We start from the raw sequence: 21,546 nt of genomic DNA, 5'->3' as shown, positions 1-21,546 counted from the left end.
GCGAACGGCCACAACGCACCCGCACCCGACAACGTACCCCGCGCCCCGAGAACTACCGCAACACACTCGACACAAGCCGCGCCGCCCCCCGAACCCGAGGATGATCAACCCGCCGCACCACCCGCCGCAGCAGCAACGCCGCCCCCACCGGACGCCACCGCACCTGCAACCGCCCCGCCCCCCGCCCCTCCGGCTCCACCACGACCTCATGTGGCGCCGCACCCGACCGGTACTCCACCCGAGCCGTCAACGAGGGAAAAGACAGCGGAGCCAGCAGCAGCCCCCCGTTGGACAGCCCCTGCTGCTGCAGCCGCACCAGCGGATGCCGCATCCCCGCGAACCCCTGCACCGGCAGCCGAGCCTCGCTCAGATCCACCCGCACCCGCCCCTCGAAAAGACCGGGCCGCACCGGGTCGAGCCGGAACGGCACCGTCATCCGCCGCTTGCCCGGCGTCAGCAGCAGCCCCGCCCGCTGCGGCCCGACGGGCAGCCGCAGCCCGGGGTCGTAGGTCCGCACGGTGAGGGTGAGCGTCGCGCCGGGCCCCGGTGTCAGCTCGGTGATCTCGTGGCGGAAGTACGCGCTGGAGAAGGGCCGGGTCTCCAGCTCCAGGTCGGACACGTCCAGCTCGCGCCGCCCCCGCGCGGAGGACGGCACCGCACTGCCCCAGTAGGTGCCCGCGTGGTCGGCGGTGACCTCCCTCGGCGCCACCGGCTGGCCCAGGCCGCGCGCGGCGAGCCGCAGGTCGTCCAGGCGCCCCTCGCGCAGCAGCTCCAGGACGACCCGCTCGGGCCGGGGGAGCCGTACGAAGGCGCCGTCGGCGAGGCTGTCCAGGTACGGGTTCATGATCTCCGCGAACGCGGACAGCCACGCGGTGTCCCGGTAGGGCAGGTCGCCCGCGTACATCCGGAAGTCGTGCTTGAGGAACTTGTAGTCCTTGTCCTCGCGCAGCCCCGCGTGCCCGCTCTCCACCAGGAAGTCGTCGATCAGGCGCTGGACGTGCACCCGGTCGGCCACGTTGGAGATCTTGTGCCGCTGGTTGGAGATGGAGGCGGAGGCGGCGGCGGCGTACGGCTCGATGTACCAGGTGTAGACCGGGTCCGGGATGATCGTGAACGCCTCGGCCAGGCAGTACGCCTGCGCGGAGAAGAGCTGGTCCTCGTAGTGGATGCCCTCGGGGAAGCGCAGTTCGTGCCGGTCCAGGAAGGCGCGGGCGTACATCTTGCTGGTCGACAGGTGCTCGAAGAAGAGCCGGGGGTCGGCGGCGATGCCGTCCAGGGTGCGGCGCTCGCCCACCAGATGCGGCATCCAGGTGCTGCGCCGGCCGCTGTCCACGCGGACCCGGGTCACCGCGCCCATGGTGAAGTCGACCTCGCGCTCGCGGTGCGCGGCGAGCAGCGACTCGACCGCGCGGGGCGGGAGTTCGTCGTCGCTGTCGAGGAACATCAGATACGGGGCGCGGGCGATCTCGATGGCCCGGTTGCGCGGGGCGCTGCACCCGCCGCTGTTCTCGGGCAGCCGCAGACAGCGGATGCGGGGGTCCTCGGCCGCGAGCCGCCGGGCCACCTCGGGGGTGTCGTCGGTGGAGTGGTCGTCGCTGATGACGATCTCGATGTTCTGGTGGGTCTGGGCGCGCAGGGAGGCCACCGCGCGGGGCAGCCGGGCCGCGTCGTTGTAGCTGATGACGGTGACCGTGACATCGGGAGTCGTCATCCCTGGGCCTCCTCGGGGGTCGGTGCGGGCGTGCGTTCCTCCGGCGGGAGCACGGGTGGCAGCGCCTCCTCGGGCTCCCCGAGGAACACCCGGCGCACGACCCGCTCGGCGGCGCGGCCGTCGTCGAACTCGCAGAACCGGCGCCGGAAGGCGGTCCGTGCCTTGGCCGCGTTCTCGTCGCGCCAGGCGCCCGAGGTGAGGATCTCGGTCAGCTCCTCCTGGGTGCGGGCGACGTGCCCCGGCGCCTCGGCCATCAGGTCGAAGTAGACGCCGCGCGTGGTGCGGTAGGTCTCCCAGTCGTCGGCGTAGACGACGATCGGGCGGTCCAGGTTGGCGTAGTCGAACATGATCGACGAGTAGTCCGTGACCAGCGCGTCTGCCGCCAGGCACAGCTCCTCGACCGGGTCGTAGGAGGAGACGTCGATGATGCGCCCGGAGCGGCGCAGGCCGCTGAGCGGGGAGGCGGCGCCGCCGTAGAAGTAGTGGGCGCGCACCAGCAGGACGGTGTCCTCGCCGAGCCGGTCGGCCAGGGTGGCCAGATCGAGGCGGGGGGTGAACCCGGCCTCGTAGTCGCGGTGGGTGGGCGCGTAGAGGACGGCGGTGCGGCCGGGCGGGATGCCGAGGCGTTCGCGGGCGGCGCGCACATCGGCGGCGGTGGCGGTGTAGAAGACGTCGTTGCGCGGATAGCCGTGGTCCAGCGAGATGTAGCGGGCCGGGTAGGCGCGCTCCCACATGCGGGTGGTGTGGCTGTTGGCGCTGACGCTGTAGTCCCACTTGTCGATGCGGGACAGCAGGGCGGCGAAGTCCAGGCCCTGGGCGGCGGCCGGGTGGTCGCGCTGGTCCAGGCCCATGCGCTTGAGCGGGGTGCCGTGGTGGGTCTGGAGGTGGATCGCGTCGGGGCGTTTGACCACGGCGTTGGGGAAGTTGACGTTGTTGACCAGGTATGTGGCGGTGGCCAGCGTCTCCCAGTAGCGGCGGGTGCCGGGGACGACGTGGTCGGTGCCCGCGGGCAGCAGGGCCTCGTTCTCCTTGCTCACCACCCACACCGGGCGGATGTGCGGGGCGAGTTCGGCGAGCTTGGCGGCGATGGCGGCCGGGTTGCAGGCCACGCCCCGGTCCCAGTAGGCCGAGAAGACGGCCAGGCCGGGGTCGACCGGGCGGGCCAGCGCCCTGCGGTAGTAGTGGTCGCGGAGCTTGGCTCCGGCCTGGCGCTTGCGGGCGCGGACGGCCTTCTTGGCGGCGCGGCGGGTGCGGTTGGCGGCCTGGAAGGCGCGGTAGCGGGTGTAGGCGCCCTCTTCGAGCAGCGTGTGCCGTACGCCCTCCAGGCCGCCCGGGCGCGCATGGCCCTCGGGGCGCCAGCGGACGGCGGCCCGGGAGGCGCGGGCGAAGAAGGCGCGCGCGACGGGCTCGGGCATGTCCTCGCGGGCGAAGGTGCGTAGCAGGTCACGGACCATCAGGTCGTAGAGCACCGCGCGGGCGGCGCGGCGGCCCTCGGTGAGCGGGAGCAGCGCCTCGTAGCGGTCGATCAGCGCGAGCCGGGACTCGGGGGCGAGCGGGGGCAGGCTCTCCGGGCGCAGCTCCCGGTTCTCGTACGCCACCTGGTCGAGGCAGGCGACGCGGCGCGCGCGGAGCAGGGCCGTCTGGGCGACCCGGGCCTCGTCACCGGCGCCGAGGTCGTCCTCGTGGGCCCGCCAGAAATCGGCGGTGAGCACGCGGGTGCCGAGCAGGGGGGCCAGGCGCAGCAGGGCCGGGTTCTCGTCCAGGGCGAGGACGGACCGTCCGGCGGCGGCCAGGACGCGGCCGTCGCGGGAGGGGGCGCCGGTGGTGCGCCAGGTGGTGGTGAGGTGGTCGAGGAGCAGGACGTCCGCCTGCTCGTCGTTCCGGTCGAGTTCGGCGGTGCGCTCGGCGACCAGCCGGGGTGCTCCGGCCGGTACGCCGTCCTTGGCGTGCACGAAGTGCAGCCAGCGGCCCCGGGCCCGCGCGGCCCCCGCCGCCCGGGCCGCCGCGTCGTCGGTGCCCTCGGGCAGCGGCACGGTGACCGTCTCCGGGGTGTGGCCCTCGGCGGTCTCCCGCGCCCAGTCACCGACGGCGGCGACGATCACCTCGGTGTCCGGGAGCGGGTGGGCCGTCAGCGAGTCGAGCAGCTCCGTCAGATGCCCCTGGGTGTTCGGCCCGTAGACGATCAGGCTGAGGTGAGGCATCGCGGAGGACTCCTTCGGCTCGTCGTCTCAGAGAGGGCACCTTTCATAACATACTGTCATTAGAGCGATGAAAGGGATAATCGCGACCGGGGTCAACAAAGGCGCGAGGCCTTCACCCCCTCTTACCCCGGAAGACGGCTTTCCGGCCCCTGTGGTTTCGCCGCGGCGGCCTTGGCCGCGGGCTTCTTCGCCTTCTTGTCGCCCTTGTCACCGGTGAAGGCCTCGTACTCCTTGAGTACCTCCTCGGTGGGCCCGTCCCTACGCAACTCGCCGCGTTCCAGCCAGAGCACCCGTTCGCAGGTGTCACGGATGGACTTGTTGTTGTGGCTGACCAGGAAGACCGTGCCCGCGTGCTTGCGCAGCTCGCGGATGCGGGCCTCGGAGCGCTTCTGGAAGGAGCGGTCGCCGGTGGCCAGCGCCTCGTCGATCAGCAGCACGTCGTGGTCCTTGGCGGCGGCGATGGAGAAGCGCAGCCGCGCGGCCATGCCGGAGGAGTACGTCCGCATCGGGAGCGTGATGAAGTCGCCCTTCTCGTTGATCCCGGAGAAGTCGACGATGTCCTGGTAGCGCTCCCGGATCTGCTCGCGCGACATGCCCATCGCGAGACCGCCGAGATGGACGTTGCGCTCACCGGTCAGGTCGTTCATCAGGGCCGCGTTGACGCCGAGCAGAGAGGGCTGGCCGCCGGTATAGATGTGGCCGCTCTCCACCGGGAGCAGGCCCGCGACCGCCTTGAGCAGCGTGGACTTGCCGGAGCCGTTGGTGCCGATCAGGCCGATGGCCTCGCCCTTGTATGCGACGAAGGACACCTTCTTCACCGCGTGGACCCGGCGCACCCCGGCGGCCTTCTCGGCCTGCTTGCGGCGCAGGATGCGGTTGAGGGCGGCGGTGGCCGAACCACGGCCCGCGCCGGTGCCGTTGACCCGGTAGACGATGTCCACCCGGTCGGCGACGACGGTGGGGATCTGCTCGCTGTGCGCGGGGGTCCGCTCGTGCGCGACGGTCTGCTCAGCCACGGCCGTAGGTCTCCTCAGCCTTCCAGAAGTAGATGAAGCCGCCGATCCCGGCGAGGGCGGCCCAGCCGGTCGCCGCCGCCCACACGTGCGGCGGGAGCTGGCTCGCGTGGAAGCTGTCGATCAGCGCGAACCGCATGAGGTCGATGTAGACGGCGGACGGGTTGGTCTCCAGCATGACGACGACCGGGTGCGGCAGGCCCTTGTTCTCGGTGAGCTTGCTGATGCTCCACATCACACCGGAGACGTACATCCAGGTGCGCAGCACGAACGGCATCAGCTGGGCGATGTCCGGGGTCTTGGCGCCGAGCCGGGCCATGACCATCGCCACGCCCGCGTTGAACGTGAACTGCAGGCACAGCGCGGGGATCGCCAGCAGCCAGGACAGCGAGACCGGCACGCCCGCGCAGAGCAGGATGACGACCAGCGCGGCCATGGAGAACAGCAGCTGCTGGAGCTGCTGGAGGCAGAACGAGATCGGCAGCGCGGCGCGCGGGAAGTGCAGGGCGCGGACCAGGCCGAGGTTGCCCGCGATGGCCCGGGTGCCCGCCATGATCGAGCTTTGCGTGAACGTCCACACGAACACGCCGGTGACCAGGAACGGGATGTAGTCCGGAACGCCGTGCTTGGTGCCGAGCAGCACGCCGAAGATGAAGTAGTAGACCGCCGCGTTCAGCAGCGGGGTCATCACCTGCCAGACCTGGCCGAGCTTCGCCTGGCTGTACTGGGCGGTGAGCTTGGCGGTGGCGAACGCGGTGATGAAGTGGCGCCGGGCCCACAGCTGCCGCACATAGGCCGGGACGGAGGGGCGGGCGCCGCTGACCGTGAGACCGTGCCGGGCGGCCAGGGCCGCGAGGTCGGTGCCGTCGGCCGGGGCCCGCGTCGGGGGCGGTGTGTCGAGAACCTGGCTCACATCCGCTGCTTTCGCTCGGGGGGAGGGGGTGCGCTCGCCCGGCCCGCGCCGGGGGTGGTCGTCGCCCGGCGTTTCCCTGTGCTTCTCTTCACGTTCTCTTACGTCGGAACGGGACCGTATCGTCGCAACGCGAGAGTAGGGCCAAGCGACGTCGCAACGCAACCGTTTCGTCGTCGCGCCCTATGCTGGGCGCATGACGACCAACGCCGACCAGCCCCCGGCCCGCCCGCGCCGCCGGGCCCCGGCCGGGGCCGCGGTGCTCCGGGAGGACGTGACCGAGGCCATCCGCGCGGCCGTCTTCGAGGAACTGGCGGCCGTCGGGTACGCGCGCATGTCCATCGAGGGCATCGCCCGGCGGGCCGGGGTCGGCAAGACGGCCGTCTACCGGCGCTGGCGCTCCAAGCTGCACCTGGTGCTCGACGTGGTCTCCGCGATGGCCGTCCTCGGCCTGCCGGTCCCGGACACCGGCACCCTGGAGGGCGACCTGCGCCTGCTGTACGAGGTGACCTCGCGCGCGCTGCGCCACCCCGTGGTCTCGCAGATCATCCCCGACCTCCAGGCCGAGGCGGCCCGTACGCCCGAGATGGCCGACGCCTTCCAGAAGGCCCTGCGGGACAGCCAGGAGAGCGTCGCCAGCGGGATCCTCGCGGCGGCGGAGGAGCGCGGCGAGGTCCGCTCCGGCATCGACCCCGACCTGGCCCTGGACCTGATCTCCGGGCCCCTGTACTGGCGCGCGGTGGTCATCCGCACGCCGAAGCCGCCCAAGAGCTATCTGGCGAACCTGGCCCGCGCCACGACCGGGGCGCTCAAAGCGCTCTGAGGGCGCGGAGGGCGCGGCGGGCGCGGCACGGGCCGTGGGGTCAGCGCAGTATCCGCTGCAGCCTGCCCTTGGCCACTCGCGCCGCCCCCAGCGGACCCGTGGCCACGCGCAGCGCCAGGGCGCCGGAGTGGGTGGCGTAGGGGTGGGCCAGGAGCAGCAGATGGTGCGGGTCGGGCAGCGCGCGGCGGCGCAGCTGCGGGGAGTCGCGGCGGGCGTGGGCGGTGGCCTCGCGGCTGGTGCCGTCCTTGAAGTGCAGGGTCAGCCAGAGGTCCCAGACGCCCGCGCCCAGGGCGGTGAGGTCCACCGGGGTCTCGGCGGTCCACAGGTCGGCGCCCGTGGGCACGAAGGGGATCGTGACGCGCCGCGCGGTACGGCCCGTCGGGCGGAAGCGCCACTCCACGGTCACCGCCAGCGGCCCGGCCTCGGCGACCCTGCCGTACAGCTCGTGCAGGCGCAGCCGCAGCCTCGACGTGCGCATGCGGACCAGGAGTTCGGCGTCCACCGCGACGGGGAGCCCGCTCGCCGGGCGGGTCAGCAGCGGGGCCAGGCTCACCTGCGGCAGCGCGGCCGACCAGATCGGCGTGCCGTCGAAGGCGCGGGCGTACGGCGGCAGCAGACGGGCCGGACGCGCGGCCAGCTCCCGCAGCCGGGGCAGCTCGGCGGGCTCCGGGCACGCCATGACGACCCGGCCGATCAGTCGGCCCGGCGCGGCGGGGTTCGGCTCCCAGTCCGCGGCCTCGTAGTGCCCGAGGAAGGCGCGGGTGTGCTCCCACCAGGCCCGCCGGTACTCCGGGCTGCGCAGGTGCAACTCGCGGAGGTACATGCGCAGTTCATGGTCGAGGAACTTCACCCGGGCGGCCCGTGCCAGCACCTTCTGGCCCGCGCTCAGCAGGATCTCGTGGGCCTGGGCGCAGGCGCGGGTGCGCGCGTGCCAGTTGTCGATGCCGTCCCGGTCCAGGGAGAGCGAGAGCCGGTCGGCGGAGCGGCGCACGTTCCAGGTGTAGACCCGGTCGGGGACGAGCGCGACGCGCGGGGCGGCGGCCAGCACCCGCGCGGTGAAGACGAAGTCCTCGTAGAGGAAGCGTCCTTCGGGAAAGCGGATGTTGTGCTCACGCAGGAACGAGGTCCGGTACAGCTTGTTGACGCACAGGGTGTCGTCGACCAGCCGGGGGCGGTCGGCGGGGCGCGCGAGGACGGCGGGCGCCGCGTAGAGCGTCGGCTGCCACGGCTGCTCGCGTCCCGAGGGCAGCTCCCGGCGCACGCACAGCCCCGACGCCACCTGGGCGTCCGCCGCGACGGCCGCCCGCAGCAGCGCGTCCACCGCGCCCGTGGGGAGCACGTCGTCGCTGTCCAGGAACATCACGTACGGCAGTGTCACCGCGTCGATCCCGGTGTTGCGCGGGGTGCCGCAGCCGCCGCTGTTCTCGCTCCGGCGCACCACCCGCAGCCGGGCATCGTGCTCGGCCAGCCGCTCCAGCAGCTCGGCGCTGCCGTCCGTGGAGCAGTCGTCCACGGCGATCACCTCGCCGACGGCGGGCCCCTGACGGAGCGCCGAACGCACGGCGTCGGCCACATGGGAGGCGTCGTCGTACCCGATGACGACGACGGCGACCTGGGGCGCGGGATGCGGGTCCTGCGGTGCTGGAAGCATGAGGTCCATGAGCCGGGAGCGTAGGAATATTCGGTAATACCCTGTTAAGAGATACTCAGTGGTCGTTCCGGAAGACGGTCGGAATCGGCGCGCGGTTCCGCCGGGGAGGCCGCCGTCGCGGGGGTGGGCACCGGCGTGGACGGCCCCGGCGCCGGGCGCGTGGATCGCCACAGCCGCACGAAGGACCACGCCGCCGCGGCCACCAGCAGCCCGATGCGGGCCAGCGCCAGCAGACCGCCGGCCCAGCTGCCGCCGGTCACCTCGCCGTAGCACACCGGGAAGACCAGGCTGCTGAGCGCGGTCGCCGCGAGGACCAGCACGGCCACCGGGCGCTGGGAGGTGTGCCGGGAGGTCAGACACACGGCGGCCAGACCGAGCAGCCAGACCAGATACTGCGGGCTGATCACCCGGCTGGTCACGGTGAACAGCAGCACGGCCGTGAGCGCGGTGTCGTACGGCGTGGCCGGGTTCCAGCGCCGGGCCCGCAGCCGCCACAGCACCAGCAGGGCGAACACGGCCGCCGTGAGCGCCAGCGAGATCCCGGCGACCGCGCGCACCCCGGGGCCGACCAGCTCCGTCGCGCCGTACTGGTAGCGGACCAGGCCGGGCCAGCCCGCGTGCCGGGCCAGGTTGAGGAGGGTGCCGCCCAGCGACTCGATCTGCACGCCCCGGCCGCTCTGTTCGCCCAGGAAGGAGAGCGGGTCGCTGAAGAGCACCGCGAGCAGGGCGAGGGCCGCGCACCCGGCGCCCAGCGACCAGGCCCACGCCGTCCGGGTGGCCCGGCCCCTCGGCACACCGAGCAGCGCGAGCGCGGGCCACACCTTCACCAGCGCGCCCAGCGCCCCGAACACCCCGCCCAGGCGCGGGGAGCGGCCCAGCGTCAGCAGACAGAGCACGGCGAGCGCGGTGACCTGGACGTCGTAGCGGGCGAGCGGGATGTGCAGCAGCAGCGGCAGCCCGCCGGTCCACAGGGCCGCGCCCTTCAGGCTCCGCCCTGGCCGCCGGGCGGCGGCCACGAGCAGCGCCGTGATCAGCGCGTCCGTGAGGAGCACCAGGGTCACGAACCCCTGGAGGTAGTCGAGTCCGGGCAGCGCGCCGGGGGCCAGCAGCACCGGTCCGGCGCCCGGCGGGTACTGCCACATCGTGTCCTGGGTGGGGAACGCGCCGTTGGACAGCACGCCGTACCAGTGGAAGTACAGCCGCGACACCTCACGCGTCACCGAGCCCCCGCCCAGCAGGGGCGCGGCGGAGTGGGCCAGCAGCCACAGCATCAGGGCGCGGGTGGCGAGCCACGCGGCGGTGAGGGCGAGGACCGGTCCGGGGGTGACACCAAGGCGCTTCATCGAGGGGGGAGCGTAATCCGGGTGGATGGTGTATCCACGCCGATACGCCGTCAATGGTCATAAAAGGTTGTCTCATCGCAAAAGATCGGGCCGTGGTGAACGTCGGGCCTCTTGTGGAACCGCAGCCGCTCGACGCGGCGGGAGAAGCGGCAGTCGTACCGGTACGGGCGGCGGACCGGGCGACCGTCCGGGCACCGGGGCGCGGGGCACTGGCCGCGGTGGTGCCCGCGGCGGTGATGCTCGCGCTCGGACTGTGGGGCGTGGACCGGGGCGGGACATGGCGGGACGAGGCCGTCACCCTCCAGGTCGCGCGGCGCGGGGTGCCGGACATCTGGCGGCTGCTGCACAGTGTGGACGCCGTGCACGGCCTCTACTACCTGCTCATGCACGCCGTCCTCGCCGTCCGCCCCGACGAGGTCCTGCTGCGGCTGCCCTCGGTGTGCGCGGCGACGGTGACCGCCGCCCTGGTCGGCACGCTCGGCACCCGCCTCGCGGGCCCGCGCGTGGGCCTGTGGGCCGGACTGCTGTACGCCATCACCCCGATGGCCGGGCACTACGCCCAGGAGGGCCGCTCCTACGCCCTCGTCGCCGCCGGGGCCACCGGCGCCACCCTGCTCCTGACCCGCGCGGTGCGCACCAACTCCTGGCGCTCCTACGGCCTGCTGCTCGGACTCACCTGCTGGCTGCACGAGTTCGCCGTCCTGCTGCTGCTCGCCCACGCGGTGTCGCTGGCGCTGGCCCGCGCGGACCGGCGGGTGTGGCGCGGCTGGGGGCGCGCGGCGGGCGCGGTCGTCCTCGCGCTGCTGCCGATGGCCCTGGTCTCGCACGCCCAGTCGGCCCAGCTGGCCTGGCTCGGCCCGCCGACCTGGGACACCGCCCAGGGTCTGCTGCGCGCCTTCCTCGGCGAGAGCGACCCGCTGTACTGGACCTGCCTCCCGCTCGCCCTGCTCGGCCTCGCGGGCCTGGCCGCACCCCGCGGGCGACTGACCCTCGCGCGGCTGTGCCTGCCCCTGACCGTGGTGCCGCCCGCCGCCCTGATGCTGGCCTCGCAGCTGTCCCCGCTGTACGTCGACCGGTATGTGCTCTACGCCCTCTCGGGGGCGCCGCTCCTGGTGGCGGCGGGGGCGGACGCGGTGGTGCGCAGGTGTCTGCCGACGACCGGCGGCCGGTGGTTCCCCTCCCTCGCCGCCGCGTTCGGCGTCGCGCTGCTCGGCCTCGCCTACCTGGGACAGCTCCCGCTGCTGCGCGCCGACCGCGACCCCGCGAACCGGCCGGACGACCTCGGCGCCGTGGCCCGGGTCGCGGAGCACGCGGTGCGGCCCGGACAGCCGGTGCTGTTCCTGCCCGCGCAGGCGCGCAACGCGGCCCTCGCCTACCCGGACGCCTTCCGGGGCGTCCGGGACGTGGCCCTGCTGTCGCCGGTCGCCCCCTCCGGGACGCTGTACGGCCGGGAGGCGGACCCGGCGCTGCTGCGGGCCCGGCTGGCACGGCTCGACCGGGTGTGGGTGGTGGCCGACCGGGATCTGATGGAGGGGCGCTGGAGCCCGGCCGGGGCCGCCGAGCGGGCCAAGATGGCCCTGCTGGCCGAGGAGTTCACGCCCGTCGAGGAGACCCTGAGCCCGGACGCGAGCGTACGGCTGTACGTCCGGCGGGCCGGGGTCAGCGGGGTTCCGGGGACGCCTCCAGGTCCCGTACCGCCGCGTCCAGCGCCGAGGTGAGGCGGTCCAGGCGCTCGCGCAGCTCGCCGATCTCCGCCGGGTCGGCGCCGGTCGCGGCCGCGATCCGGCGGGGCACCTCCAGGGCCCGCTCGCGCAGCGCCACGCCCTCCTCGGTGAGCCGCACCCGCACCGAGCGCTCGTCGAGCGCGCTGCGCTCCCGGCGCACCAGACCGGCCGACTCCAGCCGCTTGACCAGCGGGGACAGCGTGCCCGAGTCGAGCCGCAGATGCTCCCCGAGCGCCTTGACCGGCAGATCCCCGCGCTCCCACAGCACGAGCATCACGAGGTACTGCGGATAGGTGAGCCCGAGGTCCTTCAGCAGGACCCGGTAGACGCCGTTGAACGCGCGGGACGCGGCGTGCAGGGAGAAGCAGATCTGCCGGTCGAGCCGGAGCCAGTCGGCCTCGGCGGCGGACGAGGCGGTGTCGACGCTCGGGGCGGTGCCTGCGGGCGGGGTGGGCGAGGCGGTCATGCGTCCAGGATAACCAAGCAGGCGCCATTTGGTTGCGCACAATTTAATTGCGTGCTCTACTCGAAGTCATGAGAACGGTGGAACACCGCCGCACCCGACTCCTGAGAGGGATGGTCCCCATGGACGCGCTCTACACCGCCGTCGCCACCGCCACCCACGGCCGCGAGGGCCGCGCCGTCTCCTCCGACGGCCGCATCGACCTCGCCCTGGCCATGCCGGTGGAGATGGGCGGCAACGGCCAGGGCACCAACCCGGAGCAGCTTTTCGCCGCCGGGTACGCGGCCTGCTTCGGCAGCGCGCTCGGCCTGGTCGGCCGCCAGGCCAAGGTGGACGTCAGCGACGCCGCCGTCACCGCCGAGGTCGGCATCGGCAAGCAGGGCGACGGCTTCGGCCTGAAGGTGACGCTGCGCGTCGAGCTGCCCGACACCGTGGACCAGGAGACAGGGCGCAAGCTGGTCGAGACCGCCCACCAGGTGTGCCCGTACTCCAACGCCACCCGCGGCAACATCGAGGTCGACCTCGTCATCGAGTGAACCCCGGCCTCAGGGCGACGGCGTGAGCACCCCGTCGCCCATCGCCGGACGGGGGACACGCGCCGCCGGGGCGTCCGGCATGGGCTCGCCGAGCAGCAGCGTGCGCACCACGCGCTCGGCGGCCCGGCCGTCCTCGTACGCGCAGAACCGCGCCCGGAAGGCGGCCCGCAGCGCCGCCGCGTCCGCGTCCCGCCACGAGCCGGACGCGAACAGCCGGACCAGGTCGCGTTCCGTGTACGCCACGTGCCCCGGCGGCTCCGCCGTCACGTCGAAGTAGGTCCCCCGGCTCGCCGCGAAGGTGGCATGGTCGTCCGCGAGCAGCACGATCGGGCGGTCCAGGGTGGCGTAGTCGAACATGATCGACGAGTAGTCCGTCACCAGCGCGTCCGCCGCGAGCAGCACCTCCGCCGTGTCCGGCTCGTCGGTGGCGTCCACCACGACCCCGCGCCGGGCCAGCTCCGCGAGCCCCAGCCCGCGCGCCGGACCGGCCGCGAGCGTCGGATGCAGCCGGACCACGAGCGTGTGCCCCGCCCCCAGACCGGCCGCGAACCGGGCCAGATCGGGACGGTCCACATGACCGCCGCGCTGGTAGTCGCGCCGGGTCGGGGCGTACAGCACCACCGTGTGGTCCTCGGGAATGCCGTGCCGCAGCCGGAAGTCCGCGCCGCGCAGCGCGCCCGAGCGCACCAGCACGTCGTTGCGCGGACTGCCCGTGCGCGCCGAGGCGAAATGGCAGGGATAGGCCCGCTCCCACACCAGCTCCGCGTACCGGCTCGCGACCAGGCTGTGGTCCCAGCGGTCGGCCCGGCGCAGCATCCTCGGCACGTCGAAGCCGAGCCGCGCCCCCGGCCGGTCCAGCAGATCGGCGCCCAGGTACTTCAGCGGGGTGCACTGGTGGGTGTGGATGTGCACCGCGCCGGGCCGCTTGGCCAGATCACCGGGCCAGTTGACGTCGTTGACGAAGAACGTCGCGCGCGCGGTGACCTCGCCGTAGCGCCGCGAGCCGACGACGACGTACTCGGTGCCCTCCGGCAGCCCCGCCGCCGTCTCCTCGTCCCGGACCACCCACACCCCGCGCAGCCGGGGCGCGATCACCTCGGCCGCGCGGTACACCGCCGCCGGGTCGCCCCGCATCCCCCGGTGCGAGGACGCCGAGTAGACCACCAGATCGGGGTCGAGCGGGCGCAGCCCGTGCAGCGCCGTCCAGCCGCGCCGGGCCCGCGCGGACGCCGTCCCGCGCAGCCGCCCCGCCCGCCGCCGGGCCTCGCGGGCCGCCCGCGCCGCCTGACGGCGCACCAGATACGCCCGGTAGCCGCCGGTCAGTACCGCCGTCTCGCCCGTCACCTCGGCGCCCTCGGGCCGGTGCGCGCGGAACAGCTCGGCCGTGCGCCGGAAGAACTCCGCTTTGTCGGCGGGCGGCAGCCGGTCCGGCTTGGCGAGGATGTCCAGGCAGTGCTCGCCCATCTTGCGGTGCAGATACGGCCGCCACACCCACAGCTCCGGACGCGCCTCCACGAAGGCGAAGACCCGCTCGTACTGGTCGTGGACGTCGAAGTGCTTGCGGCTCGTGGTGGACAGGATGTTGCCCTGCCGCCGCTGCCGGTAGTTCACACAGATCCGGTCCAGGGCCGCGATCCGCCCGGCGCTCAGCAGCACCGGGAAGGTCCAGGGGGTGTCCTCGTAGTAGCCGGGCGGGAAGGCGAAGCCGTGCTCGGTCACGAAGTCGCGCCGGTAGACCTTGTTCCACACCACCATCAGCAGGTCCAGGATCTCCGGCCGGTCGGCCGCCGTGAAGGTGCCGGGCCCCGACTCCGCCAGCACATGGGCGAGGACGTTGCGCCGGGTGCCGCCCCACCAGTAGGTGCGCGCGTAGTCGAAGACCAGCACGTCCGGGTCCGCGGTCTCGTCCAGGCGGTCCGCGACGGCCTTGAGCGCGCCCGGGGTCAGGGTGTCGTCGCTGTCCAGGAAGAGGAGGTAGTCGCCGGTGGCGTGCGGCATCCCGGCGTTGCGGGCGCGGCCCAGGCCCACGTTCTCCGGCAGATGCAGCACGGTGACGCGGGAGTCGCGCGCGGCGTACTCGTCCAGGATCGCGCCGCAGCCGTCCGGGGAGCGGTCGTCGACGGCGATGACCTCCAGGTCGGCGTACGACTGGCCGAGCACCGAGTCCAGACACGCGCGCAGGAAGCCCTGCACCTTGAAGCAGGGCACGATCACACTGAAGCGGGGCACGGCGGGTCAGCTCCTCACGAGGGTCGCGGCGGCGGGGGCGGGGACACGCTCCGCGAGCGGCACCACCGGCGGAAGCGCCTCGGGCGGCTCCCCGAGCAGCACCCGGCGTACGACCCGCTCGGCGGCCCGCCCGTCGTCGAACTGGCAGAACCGCTCCCGGAATTCGGCCCGCAGCTCCCGGGACTCCGGGCCCGCGTACGTGCCCTCGCGGAAGATCCGGGCCAGCTCCTCGGGCGTCCGGGCGACCGGGCCCGGCGGGGCGGCCATCAGGTCGAAGTAGACGCCCCGGGTCTCGCGGTAGACCTCCCAGTCGTCGGCGTAGATCACGATCGGGCGGTCCAGGTTGGCGTAGTCGAACATGATCGAGGAGTAGTCCGTGATCAGCGCGTCCGCCGCCAGGCACACGTCCTCGGCGGAGCGGTGCGCGGTCACGTCGATGATCCGGTCCGAACTCCGGGCCGTGCCACGGTCGTAGAAGTAGTGGGCGCGCAGCAGCACCACCACGTCGTCACCGGCCGCGCGGCAGAACTCCTCCAGATCCAGGCCGGTTTCGAAGCCGTCCGCCCAGTCGCGGTGGGTCGGCGCGTACAGCACGGCGGTGCGGCCCTCGGGCACGCCCAGCTCGCGGCGGACACGGGCCACGTCTTCCGAAGTCGCCGTGCAGTACACGTCGTTGCGCGGATAGCCGTACTCCAGCTGCTCGTAGGAGCCCGGGAAGGCGCGCTCCCACATCTGGGTCGAGTGCCGGTTGGCGGACAGGTTGAAGTCCCAGCGGTCCACCCGGCCGAGCAGCTTGGTGAAGCTCCCCGAGCGCGAGGCCACCACCGGGTACGTCGACTGGTCCACGCCCATCGTCTTCAGCGGGGTGCCGTGCTGGGTCTGGAGGTGGACGCTGCCGGGGCGCTTGACGACTCCCTCGGCGAAGTTGGCGTTGTTCACCAGGTACTTGGCGCGGGCCAGCAGCTCCCAGGAGCGGTGCGAGCCGAGCACCGCGTGCTCGACGCCGTTGGGCAGCGTGTGCTCCTGGCCCGCCTCCACCAGGAACACCGACCGGATGTGCGGGGCGAGTTCGCGGGCCTTGGCGTGGATCGCGGCCGGGTTGCAGGCATAGCCCCGGCCCCAATAGGCGCAGTACACCGCCAGGTTGGGGTCCAGTGGACGGCGCAGGGCGCGGGCGTAGCGCAGCCGGGTGCGCGCCATGCGGGGGCGGGGGAGCCGGGCGAGGACTCCGGCGGCGGCGCGGTTGGCGCCGCGCAGCGCCCGGAACGCGCTGTACGCGCCCACCGCCAGCAGCCGGTGCTGCACCCCGAGGCTGCCGTCCGGGAAGCGGTGTCCGGCGGGGCGGTGACGGCGGTAGAGGCGGGCGGCCCGGCGGAAGAACCTCCGGTGTCCGGAGGGGAGCCGGTGCGGACGGGAGGCCGTCTTCAGGACCTCGGCGAAGAGCTGGTCGAACAGTGCCCGCCGCCGTGCGGCGGGCAGCCCGGCCCCGGCGGCCCGGGTCAGCACCAGCTCCACCTGGTCCAGCAGGGTGTGCTGGTGGGCGCCCGGCAGGTTCAGCCTGCTGCCCTGGCGGCGGGCGCGGTGCCTGATGAGCGGGCGGCGCAGCACGGCGGCCCGGCGCGCGGCCACCGCGACCAGTCCGGCCCAGCCGAGGTCGGTGAAGTGCCCGTCAGGGAAGGCGAGTTCGTGCTCGGTGAGGAAGACCCGGCGGTACACCGCGCTCCAGGCGGGCAGCCGTGAGCCGAACGGCTCGGGCACCATCGCGGGGTCGAAGGCCCCCTTCGGCGCCTTGGCCAGCAGCGGGGCCGCCGGGTTGGCCGGATCGCCCTCCCACCAGGGGACGCGCTCGTACGCGCAGTGCAGCACGTCCACCCCGGCGGTCTCGGTCAGCCGGGCGTCCGCCGCCGCGAGCGCACCGGGCAGCAGCAGGTCGTCGCCGTCCAGGAACAGCACGTACGCCCCGCGCGCCGCCCGCGTCCCGGTGTTGCGGGCCCCGCTGAGCCCCGCCGACGGCGGCGAGTACACCGGGCGCACCCGGGGATCGCGCCGGGCGTACTCGGCCGCGACCTGGGCGGCCGGGGACTCGGCGTCGTCGCAGACCGGGATCAGCTCCAGGTCGTCGAAGGACTGGGCGAGGACCGAGTCCAGGGCCTGGGACAGCCGGCCCGAGACCCCGTGCGAGGGGACGATGATGCTGAAGCGGGGCATTCTGCTCTCTCTGTCGTCTTGCGGACGCGGCCGGGGCGGCCCGCGGGGCGCCAGGTGGAGGGCCGGCTCGGGGTGGGCCGCGTCGTGGAGCGGGGCATGGGAACTCCCGGGAGATCCAACGGTGTTCAGCGGCCGTCGGTGACGGGGCGCGGCGTGGCGGGTTGCGGCACCGGGACCGGCGGCGCGAGGGCGCGCGCGGCGGCGGAGGGCACCGGGCGCCGGTCCACGACCGGGATCACCTCGGGCAGCCCGTCCGCCCGGCCGAGCATGACGTGCCGCACGATCCGCTCGGCGGCCCGGCCGTCGTCCAGCGGACAGAACCGCTCCCGGAAGGCCGCCCGGGGCCCGTCCGCGCCCGGATCGCGCCAGCGGCCGGAGACGAACAGGCCGATCACCTCGTCCTCGTCCCCCGCGACCTCGCCGGGGGCGCCGGGGAAGCCGTCCCCGGCGTGCACCACGATCGGCCGGTCCAGGCCCGCGTAGTCGAACATCAGCGGTGCGCCGTCGGTGAGCAGCGCGTCCGCCGCCAGACACACCTCGGCCGCGCTCGGATGCGCGGACACGTCCAGGACGCCCGGGATCTCGCGCCGCCAGAGCACCGGCGCCTGCCCGGCGCGGACCAGCACGACGAAGCGCGGCCCCAGCTCGCGGGCCAGCCGCTCCAGGTCGAGGACGGGGCGCCGGGTGTACGGATGGTCCCGGCGGCCCGGGGCGTAGAGGATCGCGACGGTGCCCTCGGGGATGCCCAGCGCCGTGCGCAGCCGGGTCACGTCGGCCGGAGCGGCCCGCTGGAGCACGTCGTTGCGCGGGCGGCCGTAGGCCAGGGTCGTGCCGGGGACCGGGTGCGTCCGTTCGGCGGGCGGGGCGGTGTGCGGGCCGGGGGAGAGGGTGTAGTCCCACAGGGCGTGCGGGCGGGTCGCGGGAGCGGTGTCGGTCCACGGGGCCATGTCGCCGGTCTGGAGGAAGATCTGCCCCGGGCGCTTGCGCACGCCGGGCGCGAACACCCCGTTGCTGATCAGGTACTTGGAGCGGGCCAGCGCGCTCCAGCAGGCGGCGGACCCGGGCCGCAGCGGTCGCGTACCGCCGGGACAGGGCTGCCCGGGGTGCGCGATCCAGGCGGTGCGGATGTGCGGGGCGTGGGTGCGCAGCGCCTCCGCGAGCGCGGCCGGGTCACCGCCCCCCGTGCCCCCGCAGTCGGCGAACACCGCGTCGTCCTCGCGCAGCGGCAGCCGCAGCTGGACCCGGTAGTGCAGCCGCAGCGCGGCGGCCCGCAGCGCCCGCACCCGGTCGGTGGCGCAGGCGCGGGTGCGGCGGCGCACCGCCGAGACCAGCAGCAGGGTGCGGTAGGTGCGGTGCAGCCCGAAGCGGATCAGCGCGTGCCGGGCCCGGGCGCGGCGGGAGGGACGGGCAGGCCGGGAGGGCCGGGGGGCCGCCACCCGGTAGCGCCGGTAGTGGGCGCGGGCCCGGCGCAGGAAGCGGGGGCGGCTGCGGCGCGGCAGCCGGTCGGGGCGGCTGAAGACGGTCGCGTAGTGCTCGACCATCTTGTGGAACAACTCCGGGCGCCAGCAGTCCAGTTCGGGCCGCGCGTCGACATAGGCGAAGACCCGCTCGTACTGGTCGAGGACGTCGAAGTGCCGGTCGCTGGTGGTGCGCAGGATGGAGCCGGAGTGGCGCTGGCGGTAGTGCACGCAGACCCGGTCCAGGGTGGCGATGGTGTCCGCCGACATCAGCACCGGGAAGGTCCAGGGGGTGTCCTCGTAGTAGCCCGGCGGGAAGACCAGCTCGCCGTGTTCCACGAACTCCCGCCGGTAGGCCTTGTTCCAGGCCACCATCAGCACCCGCAGCAGACCCGGCCGCTCCACCAGGCGGAAGGGGGCCGGGCCGCGCTCGGCCAGCCGGGCGGCCTCCCGGTTGCGGACCTCGCGGCCGTCGCCGTAGGTGCGCGCGTAGTCGAAGACCAGCACGTCCGGGTCGCCGGTCTGGCTGATCCGGTCCGCGACCGCGCGCAGGGTGTGCGGGGTGAGGGTGTCGTCGCCGTCCAGGAAGAGGAGATAGTCGCCGGTCGCCCCGGCCATTCCCGCGTTGCGGGCAGGTCCGAGGCCCTGGTTCGCGGTCAGGTGCAGGGGGCGGACCCGGGCGTCGCGGCCCGCGTACTCGTCGATGATCGTGCCGCACGCGTCCGGCGATCCGTCGTCCACGGCGATCAGTTCGAGATCGGCGTACGACTGCGAGAGCACCGAGTCCAGGCACTCGGAGAGATACGCCTGGACCTCGTACGCGGGGACGATGACGCTGAACCTGGGCAAGGGACATCCATGGGTCGCTCGGCGCGGGCCTTCTGCCCGGCAACGGCCGTCCGGGTGACTTGGTTACGGTCCCTACGGCATACGGGGGACATGTCACGGGGGCGGCCCGTCCAGGACCGCCCCCGCTCCGCAAAAACGTTCTGCTCGCGGCTACTTGACCGCGCCCGCCATCACACCGGACACGAACTGCCGCTGGAACGCGAAGAACACGGCCAGCGGGATCACCATCGACAGGAACGCGCCGGGCGCGAGCACGTCGATGTTGTTGCCGAACTGCCGTACCTGGGTCTGCAGGGCGACCGTGATCGGCTGGGAGCCGGACTTGGTGAACACCAGCGCCACCAGCATGTCGTTCCACACCCACAGGAACTGGAAGATGCCGAGGCTCGCGATCGCCGGACCGCCCAGCGGCAGTACCACCCGTGCGAACAGCCGGAGTTCACCCGCGCCGTCCAGCCGGGCCGCCTCCAGGAGTTCGCGCGGGATCTCCGCGAAGAAGTTCCGCAGCAGGAACACCGCGAACGGCAGCCCGAAGCCGACGTGGAACAGGATCACCCCGAGGATCGACCCGAACAGGCCGATCTTCCCGAAGAGTTCGGCGATCGGGATCAGCGCCACCTGCACCGGCACCACCAGCAGGCTCACCACGGCGAGGAACCACCAGTCCCGCCCCGGGAACTCCATCCACGCGAACGCGTACCCCGCGAGCGAGCCGATCAGCACCACCAGGACCGTCGCCGGGACCGTGATCAGCACGGTGTTGACCAGCGAGTGCGTGATGTCGCCGTTCTCCAGCAGCCTGCGGTAGCTGTCCACGGTCAGCTGGGAGGGCTCGGCGAACACCTGCCACCAGCCGCTCGCGCTCATGTCCTCCGGTGAGCGCAGCGAGGAGATGAGCAGCCCGATGGTCGGCACCAGCCAGAACAGGCCCACCACCAGCAGGAACGCCCGCACCAGAGAGCCACCGAGGCGCGCGGTGAGCCGGGCTCCCAGCGGGGTCCGTGCCGGCGCGGCGGACTTCCCTCCGACGTTCTCGGTGATCGTCGTCATCGCCGCTCCTCCCGCCGCAGCCGCCGGATGTTGAACAGCATCACCGGGATCACCAGGAGCAGCAGGAACACCGCGATGGCGCTCGCGACGCCCGGCTGCCCCTCCGCGAAGCCCTTGCGGTACAGCTCCAGGGCCAGCACGTTGGCGTCGTCCTGGGACGAGCCCGGCGCGATGATGTAGACGAGGTCGAACACCTTGAGCACGTTGATCATCAGGGTGACCGTGACCACCGCCAGGATCGGCGCGAGCAGCGGCACGGTGACCTTGCGGAACACCTGCCACTCGCTCGCCCCGTCCACCCGGGCCGCCTCCAGGAGTTCGCGCGGGACACCGGCGAGCCCGGCCGCGATGAGCACCATCGCGAAGCCCGCCCACATCCACACGTACGAGCCGATGATCGCCGGGGTGACCAGGGCCGGGCCCAGCCAGTCGACGCCGTTGTACGCCTCCTTGAAGTTGGCTGCCGGGAGCCGGAGTTGGGCCCCGTCGGCGGTTGCGGGGAGGCTGAAGGTGCCGTCGGCGGCGGCCTTCGTGGACGCCACCACCCGGCCGTCCTTCACCGCCTCGATCCGCATCCCGGCGTACCCCACCTCCGAGGGGTCCGGGGCGCCGAGCCTGCCGACGCCCTTGCCCCGGGTGAAGTCCTGCCAGGTCGTCCCGGTGACCCGGCCGGGCTCGGGACGCGCGGCGACGGCCCGCTTCACGTCGTCCGGCAGCTGGTCCGGGGCCACCCCGACCAGCGGCAGCGCGACCGGGGTGCCCGCGCGCACCGGGTCCTTGGTGACGAAGCCCCCGCCCTGCGCGACCAGCGGCGACTCACGGCCCGGGTGCGCCTTCGGGAACGCCGAGGACTGCGCGAAGGTGTCGTGCACCCCGACCCAGACCGCGTTGGCGACCCCCTTGTCCGGGTCCTGGTCGTACACCAGCCGGAAGATGATCCCGGCGGCCAGCATCGAGATCGCCATCGGCATGAAGACGACCAGCTTGAACGCCGTTCCCCAGCGCACCCGTTCGGTCAGCACCGCGAAGACCAGGCCGAGCGCGGTGGAGACGGTGGGCGCGAACACCACCCAGATGATGTTGTTCTTCAGGGCGGTGCGGATGCCGTCGTCCGTGAAGATCGCCTTGTAGTTGGCGAACCCGGCCGCGTGGTCGCCCGAGGCGTCGTAGAAGCTGCGGACCAGCGAGTACCCGATGGGGTAGACCACGAGCGCGCCGAGCAGCACCAGGGCGGGGAGCAGGAAGAGGGCGGCGACGGTCCTGCGGGTGCCGGTGACGCTCCGGCGGCTGCCGCGCGGACCGCTGTTCCTCTTCTTCGGCTCCTTCGACACCGCCGGGCCCGGCGGGGCCCCGGCCGCCGCTTCCGGTGACATCACCG

At 73.5% G+C, this 21,546-nt stretch carries 15 protein-coding genes; 3 read left to right on the top strand and 12 right to left on the bottom strand.

Features of this window, described 5'->3' with window-relative positions; all coding sequences use genetic code 11:
- Positions 1-52 precede the first annotated feature (52 nt).
- The 4 genes from B079_RS0130925 to B079_RS0130910 form a co-directional block, all read right to left on the bottom strand.
- The gene (locus tag B079_RS0130925; RefSeq protein WP_018549739.1) at positions 53-1,711 is read right to left on the bottom strand and encodes a glycosyltransferase family 2 protein; all 1,659 of its coding nucleotides are present in this window, start codon (positions 1,709-1,711) and stop codon (positions 53-55) included.
- A complete protein-coding gene (locus B079_RS0130920) occupies positions 1,708-3,912 on the bottom strand; it encodes a CDP-glycerol glycerophosphotransferase family protein (RefSeq protein ID WP_018549738.1) in 2,205 nt (734 codons plus the stop codon). Before B079_RS0130920 ends, B079_RS0130925 begins: the two co-directional genes overlap by 4 nt.
- A gap of 122 nt (positions 3,913-4,034) precedes the next feature.
- Positions 4,035-4,928, bottom strand: coding sequence for an ABC transporter ATP-binding protein (locus B079_RS0130915; RefSeq protein WP_018549737.1), 894 nt, complete (start codon positions 4,926-4,928; stop codon positions 4,035-4,037).
- Entirely contained in the window at positions 4,921-5,838 is a 918-nt protein-coding gene (locus B079_RS0130910) for an ABC transporter permease (protein WP_018549736.1), read from the bottom strand. The genes B079_RS0130915 and B079_RS0130910 overlap by 8 nt, the downstream gene beginning before the upstream one ends.
- Before the next feature lie 193 nt (positions 5,839-6,031).
- On the opposite strand from B079_RS0130910, the gene B079_RS0130905 reads away from it, so the two are divergent.
- A complete protein-coding gene (locus tag B079_RS0130905) occupies positions 6,032-6,658 on the top strand; it encodes a TetR/AcrR family transcriptional regulator (RefSeq protein WP_018549735.1) in 627 nt (208 codons plus the stop codon).
- A 40-nt stretch (positions 6,659-6,698) separates the two neighbouring features.
- Here B079_RS0130905 and B079_RS0130900 read toward each other — a convergent pair whose 3' ends face one another.
- Positions 6,699-8,318, bottom strand: coding sequence for a glycosyltransferase family 2 protein (locus tag B079_RS0130900; RefSeq protein WP_018549734.1), 1,620 nt, complete (start codon positions 8,316-8,318; stop codon positions 6,699-6,701).
- A gap of 35 nt (positions 8,319-8,353) precedes the next feature.
- Positions 8,354-9,652 (bottom strand): glycosyltransferase family 87 protein, encoded by a 1,299-nt coding sequence (locus B079_RS0130895; protein WP_018549733.1) that lies wholly within the window; start codon positions 9,650-9,652, stop codon positions 8,354-8,356.
- A 92-nt stretch (positions 9,653-9,744) separates the two neighbouring features.
- On the opposite strand from B079_RS0130895, the gene B079_RS0130890 reads away from it, so the two are divergent.
- On the top strand, positions 9,745-11,370 hold the full coding sequence (locus B079_RS0130890; protein ID WP_234016905.1) for a glycosyltransferase family 39 protein: 1,626 nt from the start codon (positions 9,745-9,747) through the stop codon (positions 11,368-11,370).
- Here B079_RS0130890 and B079_RS0130885 read toward each other — a convergent pair.
- On the bottom strand, positions 11,312-11,842 hold the full coding sequence (locus B079_RS0130885; protein ID WP_018549731.1) for a MarR family winged helix-turn-helix transcriptional regulator: 531 nt from the start codon (positions 11,840-11,842) through the stop codon (positions 11,312-11,314). The two genes, B079_RS0130890 and B079_RS0130885, sit on opposite strands and share 59 nt — an antisense overlap.
- 119 nt (positions 11,843-11,961) lie before the next feature.
- Between B079_RS0130885 and B079_RS0130880 the strand changes: the two genes are divergently transcribed.
- Complete coding sequence (locus B079_RS0130880; RefSeq protein ID WP_018549730.1) at positions 11,962-12,375, top strand: organic hydroperoxide resistance protein; 414 nt, start codon at positions 11,962-11,964, stop codon at positions 12,373-12,375.
- A gap of 9 nt (positions 12,376-12,384) precedes the next feature.
- Here the strand turns inward: B079_RS0130880 and B079_RS0130875 are convergent, their stop codons facing one another.
- The 5 genes from B079_RS0130875 to B079_RS0130855 all read right to left on the bottom strand — a co-directional run bounded on the left by B079_RS0130875 (position 12,385) and on the right by B079_RS0130855 (position 21,541).
- Entirely contained in the window at positions 12,385-14,604 is a 2,220-nt protein-coding gene (locus tag B079_RS0130875; RefSeq protein WP_018549729.1) for a bifunctional glycosyltransferase/CDP-glycerol:glycerophosphate glycerophosphotransferase, read from the bottom strand.
- A 6-nt stretch (positions 14,605-14,610) separates the two neighbouring features.
- Positions 14,611-16,812, bottom strand: a complete 2,202-nt coding sequence (locus B079_RS0130870; protein WP_018549728.1) for a bifunctional glycosyltransferase/CDP-glycerol:glycerophosphate glycerophosphotransferase — start codon at positions 16,810-16,812, stop codon at positions 14,611-14,613.
- A 125-nt stretch (positions 16,813-16,937) separates the two neighbouring features.
- A complete protein-coding gene (locus tag B079_RS0130865; protein WP_018549727.1) occupies positions 16,938-19,118 on the bottom strand; it encodes a bifunctional glycosyltransferase/CDP-glycerol:glycerophosphate glycerophosphotransferase in 2,181 nt (726 codons plus the stop codon).
- A gap of 150 nt (positions 19,119-19,268) precedes the next feature.
- The gene (locus tag B079_RS0130860; protein ID WP_018549726.1) at positions 19,269-20,168 is read right to left on the bottom strand and encodes a carbohydrate ABC transporter permease; all 900 of its coding nucleotides are present in this window, start codon (positions 20,166-20,168) and stop codon (positions 19,269-19,271) included.
- Positions 20,165-21,541 carry a carbohydrate ABC transporter permease gene (locus B079_RS0130855; protein ID WP_018549725.1) on the bottom strand — a complete coding sequence of 459 codons (1,377 nt, stop codon included), beginning with the start codon at positions 21,539-21,541 and terminating at the stop codon, positions 20,165-20,167. The genes B079_RS0130860 and B079_RS0130855 overlap by 4 nt, the downstream gene beginning before the upstream one ends.
- Positions 21,542-21,546: the final 5 nt, after the last annotated feature.

It is taken from the genome of Streptomyces sp. LaPpAH-108, assembly GCF_000373625.1.
Lineage (GTDB): Bacteria > Actinomycetota > Actinomycetes > Streptomycetales > Streptomycetaceae > Streptomyces.
This window is presented reverse-complemented; position numbering and strand designations above follow the sequence as displayed.

Coding starts and splice junctions, on each gene's coding strand:
- B079_RS0130925 (WP_018549739.1), bottom strand. CDS start 1,711: ATGACGACTCCCGATGTCACGGTCACCGTCATCAGCTACAACGACGCG.
- B079_RS0130920 (WP_018549738.1), bottom strand. CDS start 3,912: ATGCCTCACCTCAGCCTGATCGTCTACGGGCCGAACACCCAGGGGCAT.
- B079_RS0130905 (WP_018549735.1), top strand. CDS start 6,032: ATGACGACCAACGCCGACCAGCCCCCGGCCCGCCCGCGCCGCCGGGCC.
- B079_RS0130900 (WP_018549734.1), bottom strand. CDS start 8,318: ATGGACCTCATGCTTCCAGCACCGCAGGACCCGCATCCCGCGCCCCAG.
- B079_RS0130895 (WP_018549733.1), bottom strand. CDS start 9,652: ATGAAGCGCCTTGGTGTCACCCCCGGACCGGTCCTCGCCCTCACCGCC.
- B079_RS0130885 (WP_018549731.1), bottom strand. CDS start 11,842: ATGACCGCCTCGCCCACCCCGCCCGCAGGCACCGCCCCGAGCGTCGAC.
- B079_RS0130880 (WP_018549730.1), top strand. CDS start 11,962: ATGGACGCGCTCTACACCGCCGTCGCCACCGCCACCCACGGCCGCGAG.
- B079_RS0130870 (WP_018549728.1), bottom strand. CDS start 16,812: ATGCCCCGCTTCAGCATCATCGTCCCCTCGCACGGGGTCTCGGGCCGG.
- B079_RS0130860 (WP_018549726.1), bottom strand. CDS start 20,168: ATGACGACGATCACCGAGAACGTCGGAGGGAAGTCCGCCGCGCCGGCA.
- B079_RS0130855 (WP_018549725.1), bottom strand. CDS start 21,541: ATGTCACCGGAAGCGGCGGCCGGGGCCCCGCCGGGCCCGGCGGTGTCG.